The 13,765-nt window shown below is 46.3% G+C and carries 15 protein-coding genes, 2 tRNA genes, 1 pseudogene and 1 other annotated feature; of the genes and pseudogenes, 4 read left to right on the forward strand and 14 right to left on the reverse strand.

Annotation, left to right across the window (positions count from 1 at the left end):
• Positions 1-126: 126 nt before the first annotated feature.
• From K4039_RS25505 to K4039_RS25515, 3 genes and pseudogenes are all read right to left on the reverse strand, one after another.
• Positions 127-435: pseudogene (locus K4039_RS25505) on the reverse strand (inositol monophosphatase family protein); the annotation flags it as partial.
• Positions 436-564: 129 nt separating this feature from the next.
• On the reverse strand, positions 565-1,080 hold the full coding sequence (locus tag K4039_RS25510; RefSeq protein ID WP_265239326.1) for a thermonuclease family protein: 516 nt from the start codon (positions 1,078-1,080) through the stop codon (positions 565-567).
• A gap of 221 nt (positions 1,081-1,301) precedes the next feature.
• Complete coding sequence (locus K4039_RS25515; RefSeq protein WP_265239312.1) at positions 1,302-1,670, reverse strand: 2Fe-2S iron-sulfur cluster-binding protein; 369 nt, start codon at positions 1,668-1,670, stop codon at positions 1,302-1,304.
• Between the two features lie 215 nt (positions 1,671-1,885).
• On the opposite strand from K4039_RS25515, the gene K4039_RS25520 reads away from it, so the two are divergent.
• A tRNA-Ser gene (locus tag K4039_RS25520) sits at positions 1,886-1,970 on the forward strand.
• A 476-nt stretch (positions 1,971-2,446) separates the two neighbouring features.
• Here the strand turns inward: K4039_RS25520 and K4039_RS25525 are convergent.
• A complete protein-coding gene (locus tag K4039_RS25525) occupies positions 2,447-2,842 on the reverse strand; it encodes a type II toxin-antitoxin system HigA family antitoxin (RefSeq protein WP_265239313.1) in 396 nt (131 codons plus the stop codon).
• Positions 2,826-3,125, reverse strand: coding sequence for a type II toxin-antitoxin system HigB family toxin (locus tag K4039_RS25530; RefSeq protein ID WP_265239314.1), 300 nt, complete (start codon positions 3,123-3,125; stop codon positions 2,826-2,828). Before K4039_RS25530 ends, K4039_RS25525 begins: the two co-directional genes overlap by 17 nt.
• A gap of 686 nt (positions 3,126-3,811) precedes the next feature.
• Between K4039_RS25530 and K4039_RS25535 the strand changes: the two genes are divergently transcribed.
• Positions 3,812-4,849 carry a ribbon-helix-helix protein, CopG family gene (locus tag K4039_RS25535; protein WP_265239315.1) on the forward strand — a complete coding sequence of 346 codons (1,038 nt, stop codon included), beginning with the start codon at positions 3,812-3,814 and terminating at the stop codon, positions 4,847-4,849.
• Between the two features lie 173 nt (positions 4,850-5,022).
• On the forward strand, positions 5,023-6,612 hold the full coding sequence (gene crtD, locus K4039_RS25540) for a C-3',4' desaturase CrtD (RefSeq protein WP_265239316.1): 1,590 nt from the start codon (positions 5,023-5,025) through the stop codon (positions 6,610-6,612).
• Between the two features lie 325 nt (positions 6,613-6,937).
• Here the strand turns inward: crtD and rplL are convergent, their stop codons facing one another.
• The 8 genes from rplL to rplS form a co-directional block, all read right to left on the reverse strand.
• The gene (rplL, locus tag K4039_RS25545) at positions 6,938-7,324 is read right to left on the reverse strand and encodes a 50S ribosomal protein L7/L12 (RefSeq protein ID WP_265239317.1); all 387 of its coding nucleotides are present in this window, start codon (positions 7,322-7,324) and stop codon (positions 6,938-6,940) included.
• Positions 7,325-7,454: 130 nt separating this feature from the next.
• Positions 7,455-8,081 (reverse strand): 50S ribosomal protein L10, encoded by a 627-nt coding sequence (gene rplJ / locus K4039_RS25550; protein WP_265239318.1) that lies wholly within the window; start codon positions 8,079-8,081, stop codon positions 7,455-7,457.
• Positions 8,082-8,110: 29 nt separating this feature from the next.
• Positions 8,111-8,282: a sequence feature (ribosomal protein L10 leader region), on the reverse strand.
• 108 nt (positions 8,283-8,390) lie between these two features.
• Positions 8,391-9,104, reverse strand: coding sequence for a 50S ribosomal protein L1 (gene rplA / locus K4039_RS25555; protein WP_265239319.1), 714 nt, complete (start codon positions 9,102-9,104; stop codon positions 8,391-8,393).
• A gap of 276 nt (positions 9,105-9,380) precedes the next feature.
• On the reverse strand, positions 9,381-9,806 hold the full coding sequence (gene rplK, locus K4039_RS25560) for a 50S ribosomal protein L11 (RefSeq protein ID WP_265239320.1): 426 nt from the start codon (positions 9,804-9,806) through the stop codon (positions 9,381-9,383).
• 3 nt (positions 9,807-9,809) lie between these two features.
• Positions 9,810-10,448 (reverse strand): transcription termination/antitermination protein NusG, encoded by a 639-nt coding sequence (nusG, locus tag K4039_RS25565; RefSeq protein WP_265239321.1) that lies wholly within the window; start codon positions 10,446-10,448, stop codon positions 9,810-9,812.
• Complete coding sequence (secE, locus tag K4039_RS25570) at positions 10,445-10,678, reverse strand: preprotein translocase subunit SecE (protein ID WP_265239322.1); 234 nt, start codon at positions 10,676-10,678, stop codon at positions 10,445-10,447. Before secE ends, nusG begins: the two co-directional genes overlap by 4 nt.
• A gap of 331 nt (positions 10,679-11,009) precedes the next feature.
• A tRNA-Trp gene (locus K4039_RS25575) sits at positions 11,010-11,082 on the reverse strand.
• Between the two features lie 134 nt (positions 11,083-11,216).
• A complete protein-coding gene (gene rplS, locus K4039_RS25580; protein WP_265239323.1) occupies positions 11,217-11,603 on the reverse strand; it encodes a 50S ribosomal protein L19 in 387 nt (128 codons plus the stop codon).
• Between the two features lie 67 nt (positions 11,604-11,670).
• Here rplS and K4039_RS25585 point away from each other — a divergent pair, with 67 nt between their 5' ends.
• Complete coding sequence (locus K4039_RS25585) at positions 11,671-13,050, forward strand: inorganic phosphate transporter (protein WP_265239324.1); 1,380 nt, start codon at positions 11,671-11,673, stop codon at positions 13,048-13,050.
• Between the two features lie 201 nt (positions 13,051-13,251).
• On the opposite strand, the gene K4039_RS25590 is transcribed toward K4039_RS25585, so the two are convergent.
• A complete protein-coding gene (locus K4039_RS25590) occupies positions 13,252-13,575 on the reverse strand; it encodes a hypothetical protein (RefSeq protein WP_265239325.1) in 324 nt (107 codons plus the stop codon).
• Between the last annotated feature and the right edge of the window lie 190 nt (positions 13,576-13,765).

Genomic DNA, 13,765 nt, shown 5'->3' on the forward strand with positions numbered 1-13,765 from the left:
AAATCAAAATTTAGCGGTCAAGCAGTAAATGCGTGATTTTTGTGGCTGAATTAAGATATTTGTAGAATCAAATAAGTTATACACTGTCGAAAAATTAAGATTTACCGCAACTTATTGAGCGGATACGTAAAAAGGATATTGGTGAGCATAATTAGTTGTACCGTCCAAAGGGTCGATCGCCCACAGGTATTTGCTGCTAGCATCCCCTAATTTGCCCGATTCTTCGGCGAGGATGGCGTGTTCGGGTACGTGGCGGCCTAGAATTTCTAAGATGACGGCTTCTGATGCTTTGTCGGCTTCTGTGACTAAATCGCCCGATCGGCCTTTTTCTTGAATGTTTTCTAATTTACCGCAAAAAGATTGCAGTACGGAACCAGCGGCGAGGGCTGCTTCGGTGGCTATTTCAAGGAAGTTTTGCAGTTGATTGTCTATCATTTGGAAGAAGGAAGAAGGAAGAGATAAGAAGGAAGAGATAAGAAGGAAGAAGGAAGAGACAAGAAGGAAGAAGGAAGAATAATCCCAATGACAACTGTCAACTGTCAACTGTCAACTGTCAACTGTTAACTATTTCTGATTTTGCTGGCGGAATTCTGCGGGTGTTTGGCGCATGGCTCGTTCTGGATTCCAAAGACCTTTTCCCATGAGTCTCGCCCATTCTTGAGCGTTGATCAGTCGCTGTTGATATTTAGTATTTCGCGATCGCACTGAGGCCAAAACATAACCTTCTTTGACTAGCTGTTCGTTGAGCAGAATTTGATCTTGCCACAAATAGGCTAATTTGCGATCGAACTGGTCTTTAACTTCGATGTCGGATTCTAACAATACTTGTTTTCCCTCAATTAGCTGTTCTAGTCTTTGTTTGGCTGCTTCTCCCCAAGGCTGTTGTTTTAAATCTGGTGCATCAATACCAATCAGCCTGATTTGTTCTAATAAGGCGATTTTGTCGGCTGTGCTAATAACTTCGATTGTTTGCCCGCTGATCGCCCTTTCTACTTTGGCGATCGTACCTTGGCGCATTTCTGGTTTTTGGCAGCTAGCTAACAACACGCAAAGGGCGATCGCAAATAACCGATAAAGCATGGATAATTGGTAATTGGTAATTGGTAATTGGTAATTGGTAATTGGTAATTGGTAATTGGTAATTGGTAATTGGTAATTGGTAATTGGTAATTGGTAATTGGTAATTGGGAAGCTATTCTGCATTTAAATTGTAGATCAAAAATCAATGAAACTCTTTTGTGGGGCTTCTAGCCCGCCCCTCACATACAATTCAAAGGCGCAACAGCTTACCGAATTTAACATCATTCTTCATCCAACGGCAAACCGAATCTAACTTTACCTTTACCGAAGAAGCGGCCGAATTGCAATTCGTACACTTCATCTTCGTCTTGCGTCTCTACCTCGATGTTAGAACGCGGATAGCAGACGCACAGCAAAGCATAACCCTCTTTTTGCAGTTCCACAGAAAGTCCCATTGCTTCAGGCTGGTGCAGTTCCCCCGACTTGACGCGCACCGCACAGGCTGTACAAGCACCGTTGCGACAGGAAAAGGGCAATTCTACGCCTTGATTTTCAGCGCTTTGCAGGATGTAGCGGTCTTCGGGTACTCGCACGGTGTGGCGATCGCCCGTTTGTCTGTTATGAATTTTAATTGTGTAAGAGCGAGTCATAGGGATTTTAGATTTTAGACTTTAGATTTTAGATAGGGGGTTGGGAGCAAAATCCTTGATATGAATGGGTTTGCGACACAGGCGAGTAGAATTCTACTCGCCCGTTTGACACCCTACTCACATTAAACAACAAATTTATGCCGTTACCCCCTTCCCAAATCAGATTTGTTCTGCTAATATAGTTTAGCTGTGGCTGAATGAATTCATTTAGCCCTGGAGAGGTGGCCGAGCGGTTGAAGGCGCACGCCTGGAAAGTGTGTTTAGGGCAACTTAACGAGGGTTCGAATCCCTCCCTCTCCGTTACACAAGTTGTTTAGGAAAAAATAACAGCTTGCAAACAATCTCTTGTATGAGATACATACTTTAATTAGATCGCCCTTGAATTCTTTTAGAAAAATCAAGGGCGATCGCTTTTCAATGTTTGAGTGTAAATTAGGGCGATCGCGGGGAAAAACACGCCCAGATATAATGCCAATCGTAGAAAACCATAGTGACCTACACCAATCGCCAGCGATGTGGTCTAGAAGCGTCACTTAATTGTTTTTTCCAAATTTATCTTTGAACTAATCATACCTTAATTCCGTAACGCCTAATAATCGGTAACATTCAGGGACTGTCGGCATAGGGGCAGATGCCTCTGGAATGGGCATCTGGCATCGGGCATGGGTAATAGTTAGTGGTTACTGGTTAGTAGTTTTTATAATCACAAATAACCAATACCCTATTGGCAATGCCCAATTTCCCATCCCTCCGCTTCGCTTCGCCCAATTTCCCAATTAAATGAACAAGCTAGGTGAGATTTTAAAATAATTGCCTAGTGCCTTAGCTTGTGCCTTGCTAATCGCTCTTTTCCCATTCACAACCTCAGACACCACACCGCTCGATCCAATGATACCTACCAAGTCCGCTTGGCGGGTGCCGCTGGATTCCATGATGTGTTGCAAAATCTCATGAGGCTCCGATTCGATAGGATAATTTTCTGTCTCATAAACTTCAATCAGCGTTACTAACAACTTGTATAAAACTCTCTCCTCTGGAGTGAGGTTTTTAGCGAAGGTTAGCCGTTCTGCCACTGCCAGGAAGCGATTATATTCCTCTTCGGTTTCGATCGCCTTGGGAGCAATTTCTGCAAGCAAGGTGCTATAAGTTGCTCGGTCAAAAGTAAGTATCATTTTTCCATTTGTCTTTGTCGTATTCAGCATGGGTTAGGAAATATTTGTAGAAAATAGTTTGAGCCTCGTAGTTGATGCCCACAATCAGGCGATACTTGTTGCCTTTGATATTAAAGACGGTGAAGTTTCCTACTGCTTCGGCATCCCGGAACTCCTTGCGAACCTCCTCCAAATTCTGCCATTTTGCATTCTTAAATTTTTTATGCAAGGTATCAATTTCAGTTTTGACATCGGGATACTGGGCCGCATCATTACGGAGGTTGGAGATCGAGATTAGGTGCATGGGTTTTTGGTTGGTGTCTTTTTTTGTCTAACATCGCAACCTTGATCCGGTAGTGGTGCAGAAGTAAGGTTTTTGGCATTCTCAATCCATATCCAGAAAGGGTTGTATTGAATTGCATCATTACTGTTGCAGGACTACGCTTGATCCTTGACTACTATGCTTACACTCTCATCTTGAGAGGAAAATGTCAAGGCCCGATCGAGTAAAAATTCTTTAACCTACTCCAAGTGGGTTTTATCTGTGTAGCCACAGTTGGAAACCCCAGGCTTTATCTTTTATCCCACTTTTCCTCCCCCGACTTGATCCTCATCGTGTAAAAAAGCTTCTAGCAGCGTGGTTCGGGCGATCGCATGGAAGTTGTGGAAACTCGCCTTTTTGCAGCGTTCAAAGACTATCTAGCCGCTTATTCGGATTTGGTCGATCGCGCCGAACAGATGACATGGGGCGCAAAGTTAGATAGTATCTAACAAGCTCAACTGTGCTATCTGCCGTATCGTGCCGCAAAAAACCGGGCCGGGGAATGTTGCAGCGGTTCTGCGGCGAGGAATGGACGTAAGATTATATTCACAGCTTTTTGTTCGATTGGGAACGGAAGCTGCCACAATTGGTAAGTAACAAAAATTGATTTTAATAGAAGCTTCAGCCACTATACTAATTAAGTGTAGGTTGGCATGAAGAAAATGCCAATGGTAAAAAAAAGTCGCAATCCAGTTAGTTCAAATCCAGAAAGCAAAGTCAAAGTCGGACTTTCGCTGACTCCTTCTAGTGCCGATCGATTGAACTCGATCGCTCGAAAGCTCGGAATATCAAGGTCTGAACTCCTAGAACGCTTGGCACAAGGCGCTCTGAATATTTCTACGGACAAGAGTGAGGTTAGTGTCACTTGGAAAAAAGGTGAAGAAACTGCGGTCGAGACCGCTGAGTTGCAAGGGGAAACAGCCGAAAAAAGCGACATTAATGACGCTATAACGGCAGAAACTCTATTGGACTCGGTGAGCGTACAGTCAAATCCCCTGCAAGCAAGTTACGAATCTTTACAGCAAGAGTTGAGTGAACGGGAAAGTTCGATCGCATCTTTGCAGCAGCAATTAGCCACCGAACAGCAAAATGTCGCCAGCCAATCGCAGTCAACTGTATCGAAGTCGAGTTACGAAACTTTACAGCAGCAGTTGAGTGAGCGCGAAAGTTCGATCGCATCTTTGCAGCAGCAATTAGCCGACAAGCAAAATCTCGCCAGCCAATTGCAGGAAACTGTATCGAAGTCGAGTTACGAAACTTTACAGCAGCAGTTGAGTGAGCGCGAAAGTTCGATCGCATCTTTGCAGCAGCAATTAGCCGACAAGTCGAGCGATTTGGAATCTTTGCAGCATCAATTCGGCGAGAAAGAAAGTTCGATCGCATCTTTGCAGCAGCAATTAGCCGACAAGCAAAATCTCGAAAGCCAATTGCACCAAACCGTGTCGAAGTCGAGTTACGAATCTTTGCAGCACCAGTTAGCAGAAAAGTCAAGTGCGATCGCATCTTTGCAAGTTCAACTGGTCGAGTTCCACTCTCTAAAATATCAATTGAGCCAGAGTGGGGCGAAACAGCACAATTACGAGGCTTTGCAGCAACAGTCTCAAGAACAGCTAAAAACCATCAAAGCTTTACGGGAACAGCTAGTTCAAATGCAAGCTGTGGCTGGGATTGGCGAAGCTTATCTAAATAAGTGGCGCCGTTCCTGATTCTCCGGGTACGGCCCACTGTCACGCTTCGGGTGCGCGCAGCATTTTAACCCTGAAAAGTCCTCTCAACTGGGAGGAATGCTCTTGCAGCGATAGATTTCAACCTGTCGCTACAAGAGCTTTTTATTGCCAAATATGAGCATAATATTAAGAAATATTACAATAAATAAATTATGACGAGCGATCGCACCCCTAAGAGCAAATCCAGTCCAGCAGACACAAAAAGCCGCGTCACGGTAATTGGAGCCGGCATCGGCGGGCTGACAGCAGCGGCCCTGCTCGCCCGCAGAGGATACCAAGTGCTAGTGTTAGATCAGGCGATCGTCCCCGGAGGATGCGCTTCCACCTTCAAACGCAAAGGCTTTACCTTCGATGTTGGCGCGACGCAGGTTGCAGGATTGGAACCCGGAGGCATTCACCACCGCATTTTCTCAGAATTAGAAATAGAACTTCCCCCCGCCACACCCTGTGATCCGGCTTGCGCGGTATTTCTGCCGGGAGAAACCGCACCCATTAGCGTTTGGCGAGATCCGCAAAAGTGGCAGCAGGAAAGACAGCGGCAGTTTCCTGGAAGCGAACCTTTTTGGCAATTATTATCTACATTATTCCAAGCTAGCTGGAACTTTCAAGGGCGCGATCCAGTTTTGCCGCCCAGAAACTTCTGGGATTTTTGGCAATTAATTCAAGCTGTGCGCCCCGATACTTTAATTACTTTGCCTTTCACTTTCATGACAGTGGGAGATGCTTTGCGGCTGTGCGGTTTGGGCGACAATTTGCGCTTGAAAACTTTTCTGGATTTGCAGTTAAAATTGTATTCCCAAGTTGATACGGAAGAAACGGCGCTCCTTTACGCGGCGACGGCTTTAGGAGTAAGCCAAGAGCCGCAGGGATTGTATCATTTACAAGGAAGTATGCAGGTTTTGAGCGATCGCCTGGTAAGCGCGATCGAGCTTTACGGCGGCAAAGTCCTGTTGCGGCATACAGTCGAAAGTATTGTCACCACAAACGGCAAAGCCACCGCTACAGTGATTCGCAATCAAAAAACACGCGAAGTTTGGACAGAAACAGCCGATCGCATTGTTGCCAACGTGACCGCGCAAAATCTAGTAAAATTGATGTCAAGCGAGCCTGTTTTAGAAATTTTAACAGATAATTCAGAGACAACAAACCAACTGCCAACTCAAATGGCAGGCTACAAATATCGAGTTGATAAATTGCCGCCCGCATCCGGCGCATTTGTCATATATTTGGGAGTTCATGAAAGCGCAATTCCGGCAAATTGTCCGCCGCACCTTCAGTTTCTCTACGATTACGACGGCGAGATTGGGGAGAATAATTCATTATTTGTTTCTGTCAGCCATCCGGGTGATGGCCGAGCACCGCAGGGAATGGCGACTGTGATCGCTTCGTCTTTTACTGATACTCGAATGTGGTGGAATTCTGCTGATTATGAAGGATTGAAGCAAAAATATACCGCAGGGGCGATCGGCCGTTTGAGCGAATATTTCGATTTGACACCCGAAAAAATTGTACACCAAGAATCAGCCACACCTCGCACCTTTGCCCGCTACACGGCGCGCGATCAAGGCGTTGTAGGCGGCATCGGTCAGCGAGTACCAAACTTCGGCCCCTTCGGATTTGCCAACCGCACACCAATTAAAAACCTGTGGTTAGTCGGCGACTCTACCCATCCCGGAGAAGGAACCGCCGGCGTTTCTTATTCTGCTTTAACAGTCGTGCGGCAAATGGAAGCAGAGTTTTGATAATTGATGAGTCAGTAATACCAACGATCAAAAATCATGCAACAGCATTTGTAGCGTGTGTCGCCCTGAAAAATCCCTAAATTCAGTCAACAATCTCATGGCGACGCACCTGACACATCGGGCCCGTGGAAAGAATTTTTTGGTTGGTTGACACAGGTGTATAAGCACAGGTGCGTCGCTCTCAGATTGTCGAGCTTGAGTTAGAGATTGTCGATGGCGACACACCCTACAACTTCCTTCTTTCATAATGAAAAAAACCTCAGTTTGCTGCTGCAAACTGAGGTCAAATAGCGACAGGTTTCAACCTGTCGGCTACAGTCTATGACTACTTGATAGAAACCTTTGCGCCCACAGCTTCAAGCTGCTTCTTCATTTCTTCAGCAGCGCCAGCAGCAATAGCTTCCTTAACTGCCTTCGGTGCGGCTTCTACCAAATCTTTCGCTTCCTTCAAGCCCAGACCGGTAATTGCGCGGACTTCCTTCAGAATTGCGATTTTCTTGTCAGCAGGAACTTCTTCCAGCATCACGGTGAATTCAGTTTGCTCTTCTACTGCTTCAGCAGCGGCCGCAGGAGCGCCCATCATCATCATGCCGCCACCTACAGCAGCAGCGCTGACGCCAAAAGCTTCTTCAATTTGCTTGACCAATTCTGAAGCTTCGAGCAAGCTCAGAGTTTTCAGCTTTTCCAAGATTTCGTCGGTTGCAGTAGACATTCGTTAAACTCCTAGTTCGATTGTAGATTTGTGATTTGTGATTGCTCATTAATTATTAGTTGTTCGTCTCCAGTTATCAGTTTTTTTCTCAAAACTAACGACCTATGACTCACGACTAATTCCTAATGACTTACTCAGATGCGCTTTCTGCTTCTGCTTCAGGTTGTGCTTGTGCTTCTACTTCTGCTTCTGCTTGAGGTTCTGCTTCAGGTTGTGCTTCTACTTCTGCTGAACCGCCGTCTTTTTCAGCATAAGCTTTGAGACCGCGTGCGATCGAAGTAGGAACTTGATTGATACCCACAGCCAACTTGGTTGCGACACCGTTGATTGCGCCAGCAATTTGAGCCATGAGTTGTTCTTTCGACGGCAGATCCGCTAATGCTTTAATATCAGCTTCTTTCAGTACCCGTCCTTCCATCACGCCGCCGCGAACTTCAGTCTTCTTGGAAGCTTTTTGGAATTCTTGGTAAGCTTTAATCGCGCCGCCAATATCTTCTTGCACGAACATGAACGCCGACGTACCTGTCAGCAATTCCTGCATCGGCTGCCATGTTTCATTGCCATCAACAGCAATTCGCATTAGCGTGTTTTTTGCTACTTGGCAACTGCTGCCTTTCGGACGCAAACGCCGCCGCAAATCTGTGATTTCACCAACAGTTAAGCCTTTGTAATCGATCGCGATTACCAATTGAGATTCGCTCAAGGTTTGCTTGAGGCCTGCAATAATCTCATTTTTTGCTGCTAAACTTTTGCCCATACTTATTTCACCTCCTTTTAGGATCTCAAACTGCCAGTCAAAAACCCCAACCTTATAGCCGGGGCAGAGAATTAAAAATTAAGAATTAGGAATTAAAAGATAGAACTTTTTAATTTATTTTCTTGAGTTTTTATTTCTTCAGCCTCGGCAGGAAATTAAGCGCTCGGCACCTGCGGTCTTCAGCTTATGGATTTTTGATTAGGCTATCATCAGAAGGCAGATATTAGCAAGGGTCTCATGCAAATCTCGTGAGAGATTTATACAGATAACCGAAGCTGTCTTTTACTTCTGCCTTCTGCTCAATACTTTCTAGGCAGCATCAAGTTTGGTATCGCGCAGGGCACTGATATCGACTTCGATCGATGGGCCCATTGTTGCGGATACGTACAAACTACGCCAGTAGCGACCTTTCGCACCAGAAGGACGGTTGCGGTCAACAGTTTCTTGCAAAGCATGAAGGTTAACCAGCAAATCTTCCGCTGAGAAAGCTGCCTTGCCAAACATAACATGAACGATGCCTGTGCGATCGGCACGGAATTCTAGTTTACCACCTTTGAACTCATCGATCGCGCGAGCAATGTCAGTCGTCACCGTGCCACCTTTCGGAGAAGGCATCAAGCCACGCGGGCCCAATAACCGACCCAATTTTGCCACCAATGGCATCACATCTGGGGTAGCAATCAGGCAATCAAAGTCCATCATGCCCTTTTGAATTTGCTCAATCAACTCTTCAGAACCAGCCATATCAGCGCCGGCATTCAGAGCTTCTTTAACTTTTTCGCCCTTAGCAATCACCGCAATTCTGACTACTTGACCAGTTCCTTTTGGTAGCGATACAGTTGTCCGCAACTGTTGGTCAGTATATTTCGGGTCAATTCCCAAACGGATGTGAGCTTCAGCAGACTCGCCAAACTTAGCGGTTGCTGTTTCTTTCAAAAGTTGCAGAGCTTCCAGAGGTAGGTAAGGTCTCTCTTCAACTTTCTTGAGAAGTTCTTGCAGTCTTCGGGATACTTTCTTTGCCATTGTTATTTCCTGGGGTCAGTTGATTTTAGATTTTAGATTTTAGATTGAACGGTTTCGCTCATTTCAAATCTAAAACGTTTGCGATTCTTAGCGAAGTATTACTTCTCCCCCTGAATCGACTTAGGATTTGCGATTGTAGCTGAAAAATCAGAAATTTTGGATTAGCAATTTAGGATTTAAGACTGACAAGTAAGAATTGCGAATCAGAAACAAAATTCCTTCTTCCCTCTTCCTTCTTCCCTCTTCCTTCTTCCTTCTTCCCTCTTCCTTCTTCCTTCAATCCGCGATCGCCACGCCCATGTTTTTAGCTGTTCCGGCCACAATTTTCATAGCAGCGTCAACATCATTAGCATTAAGGTCAGGCATCTTGGTTTCAGCGATTTCTCGCAACTGAGCCTGTGTAATTGTCCCTACTTGCTTGCGGTTAGGTTCACCCGAACCCTTAGCAATGCCAGCAGCTTTTTGAATCAAAACCGAAGCCGGGGGGGTTTTGAGAATAAACGTAAAACTGCGGTCTTCAAAAACCGAAATTTCTACCGGAACCACGAGACCTGCTTGGTCTGCGGTTCTAGCATTGTACTCCTTGCAAAACATCATGATATTGACGCCGTGCTGACCCAAAGCTGGGCCGATCGGAGGAGCTGGGTTGGCTTTTCCCGCCGTAATCGCCAACTTAATTACTGCAACAACTTTCTTTGCCATTAGTTAGTTCTGTTTCTGAACCTGATTGAACTCCAATTCTACAGGCGTATCGCGCCCAAAAATCGAGAGTAAAACTTTGAGCTTGTTCCGTTCCGGGCTCACTTCAATCACATCACCTTCAAAATCCTTAAACGGCCCGGAAAGTACCACAACGTGGTCTCCTGTCGCCATCGATACTTTGACAACCGGTTCTGATTCCTGAGCGTTTCTGAAGATCCGTTCTACTTCCGAATGACTCAGAGGTAGCGGTTTGACGTGACCCCTGCCGCGCCCGTAGCGGCGTTTCTGCTCTGCCCCGACAAAATTAATTACATTCGGGGTATTTTTAATCACCTGCCACGTATCCTCGTCCATAAACATACGGATGAGTACGTAGCCGGGGAAGATTTTCTCATCTGACTGCCGCCGGGAACCGTCTTTGCCGACTTTGATCGCTGGAGTTTGCGGAATTTCGACTTGAACGATGCGATCGGCAACATCCAAAGTTTGAATCCGCTGATCCAAGTTTGCCTTCACCCGCTTCTCGCAGCCTGAGGCAACCTGAACAGCATACCAGCGAGCATGAATTTCCGGCACTTCTGGCGATGCTGCCTGTCCCGTCGCGTCTGTGGAATACTCAGATTCTTCTGATGCAAAAGTCATGGCCCAAACACCTTTCCTGCGCCCCAGTTAAAGAAGTTATCCACCAAATAGATCAGGCTTGCTGAGAGGATTACCATCAAAAGCACGGCCAAAGACTCGCTAATTAGCTGCTGGCGGCTCGGCCAGACCACTTTGTCGAGTTCTTCTCTAGTTTCCTTAAGAAAGCCCGCAGGGTCAAACCCAGGCGCAGTCATTTCTGGAGTTTGTTGAGCTTCGTCTTTTTTCGCCACGATTGAATCCCCCTTGCGATTTTAGATTTTAGACTTTAGATTTTAGATTGTGTGAGTGGCTCGCGGCTATCTGATTGTTTTGACACTAACCACTTACGCCCAAGTCTAAATCTCAAATCCAAAGCCAGCACTTTTTTACAAGCCCAATTCATCCACGGTGTAGATGCCGATCGCCCTTGTGGCCGATCGATCAGCAACACCGAGCATTTGTTGATGGTCTTTGTTGCGAACCGCCCACAAAAATTAATTCTACCCGAAAGTCTGCGGTTTTAGCTGTTTCCAGCCAATTATCCGGGCGCTTTCGGGCAGAATTAAAATTTTGGTGATTCAGCGCGCCCTGGAGGACTTGAACCCCCGACATCAGGTTTTGGAGACCTGCGTTCTACCAACTGAACTAAGAGCGCACAGGTGAGGTTGCTGAAACTCGCTTAACCTCTAGATTTCTATTTTAACACAGTGCGCTCGGAAATGGGAAACTTTTTTTGAATTTTTTCAATTTCCCATTTTCTCTCTCACCAAGAGGAAGCTGGGTGCATTCCTACAGGGAGCGATCGAACCGCTGTTTGACGCGAGTAGCTTTGCCCACGCGATCGCGCAGGTAGTAAAGTTTTGCTCTACGGACTTTACCGCGGCGCATGACTTGGACAGTAGCAATTCGTGGCGAGTGAATCAAAAACACCCGTTCCACGCCCACACCTTGAAACACGCGGCGCACGGTGATTGTTTCATTAATCCCGCCGTTACGCATGGCAATCACAGTGCCTTCGTAGGGTTGAACCCGTTCTTTCGCGCCCTCTTTAATTCTCACGCCGACTCTAACTGTGTCGCCGACGTAAATATCGGGGAGCACTTTGCTGAGTTCTACCTTGACTCTATTTATTTCTGCCGTTTCGAGCGAACGGATTATTTCTGCTGCGCCTTTCATAAAATTTTCCAAAACTCACAATCCCTTATCATATATCGAACTGCCAGTTTTATCTCAAAAAACTTCTATGTTAAATACTTCGGGGCTCGAATTTCTGCAACTGGGGGCGATGGCTGCACTAGCCTTGTACGTCGCCGCCAACTTGGGCGCCAACGATGTCGCCAACTCAATGGGGACATCCGTAGGCTCAAAAGCGCTAACGCTGCGGCAAGCAATAATTGTTGCAGGCATACTGGAGTTTGCCGGCGCAGTGCTGTTCGGGCAAGGAGTTTCCGAAACTCTCGCAACAGGAGTTGTGAATGTAGATGTGTTTTCTGCCCAGCCGCAGGTATTTTTAGTCGGGATGGTGTCAGTGCTAATAACTTGCGGCTTGTGGCTGCAAATCGCTACCAGTCGAGGTTTGCCGGTTTCTTCATCTCATGCGGTGGTAGGTGCGATCGCAGGTTTTAGCTGGGTTGCAGCCGGAATTCATGCGGTTGATTGGGAAACTATCGGCAGTATTTCCTTAACTTGGGTGGCGACACCTTTTGCCAGCGGTGTTTTAGCAGCACTATTTTACAGTGGGGTGAAGCATTGGATTCTCGATCGACCCGATCCTCTATTGCAACTGCGCGAGTGGATACCTTGGCTGAGTGCAGCACTGTTGAGCGTATTTGGGATAATTGTATTGCCGTCTGTTGTAGATGTGGCTTTGGTGCAGACAGGGGCGATCGACTTCGCGCGCGATACATTTGGCTGGAATCTGCCAATTCACGATATTGTAATTGGCATCGGGGGTATTGGGGCGATCGGGCTTTCGCTCCATAGTTGGAAAAAATTAGAGCAGGAAGGTTCGGCAGCAGATATAGCGGATGTAACGGATAGAAAGAATAAGCAAGAGGGAATATTTTCCCCATCTCCCCCTCCCGCCATCTCCCCATCTCCCCGCCACTCTTCGATCGAGCAACAGATGGCGAGATTTCAAGTTTTGAGTGCTTGTTTTGTGGCATTCGCGCACGGTTCCAACGACGTAGGGAATGCCGTTGCGCCTTTAGCTGCGATCGCCTACATCCAGCGCACAGGTTCCTTTCCCCTAGAGGATTTCAACGTTCCCCTGTGGATTTTAGTCCTCGGAGGTACAGGAATAGTCATCGGTTTAGCCATCTGGGGCAAACAAGTAATGGCCACAGTCGGCGAAAAAATCATCCAACTGCAACCCAGCGGCGGATTTTGTGCGGAATTAGCCACAGCTACCACAGTATTATTAGCATCTCGTTTGGGTTTACCGGTTTCCACATCCCACGCTTTAGTCGGTGCAGTTGTGGGAGTCGGGCTGATTAAAGGTTGGAAAACAGTACGCTGGCAAACTTTGCAGTCAATTGGTTCGGCTTGGGTGGTGACAATCCCGATCGCCGCAGGTTTGGGTGCTAGCATTTTCAGCATCGCACAATGGATTTTAGTTAAATAGACCTCTTGCAAAAATCCTTTTAATCAAATTTTGGAACGGGCTCTCCGGCCCGTTCCACAAGGAAAAATGTTTTTTGTGGGATGGGCATCTTGCCCGTCCTAGTTATTTTTGCAAGAGGTCTAATGAACGCAATAGGTTCGATCGTTCGGACTTCAGTCCTTTCTTGGATGCGGACTTGCATTCCGAACGATCGAACCAAAATCATTTAATTCCTGCTCCAAGCAATGTATTTAGCTGTCGAGCCAGCACCTCAACACAGGGCTTTCTCAACATAGTAAGGTGATTCCCAGGAACTCGAATCACCTCTACTTGTTCCGCCGTTAAATCGCTCCAGCCCAGAGTCGGATCTTGATGGCTCGCGCTCAGCTTTTCTCCCGATCGCAACAGAGTAATTCGGTGCGGATAAATTTTCGGTACATAGCTGAGAGTTGCTTGACTGTTAGCCTGAAATACAGTGAACATCGACGGAATTGCCAGCTCGCGCCAGCTTTTTTGTTTTGACTCTTGAGATAAGATACTAACCATAACAGCCTGTTTCCAATTCCAGCCATGCCAAAAATTAGCTGCTAGATTAAGCAGCTTATTTAACTTAGGAATGAAAATTTAATAACCTCAGCGATGTATAATAAATAAATGAGTGAATATGAATAGGTTCATGTTTCGGTATGGATGTCAAATATTATACCTACTTGGTTCTTCTTATGTCGCCCATGAT

This window comes from Lyngbya sp. CCAP 1446/10, from assembly GCF_026130175.1.
Lineage (GTDB): Bacteria > Cyanobacteriota > Cyanobacteriia > Cyanobacteriales > Microcoleaceae > Microcoleus.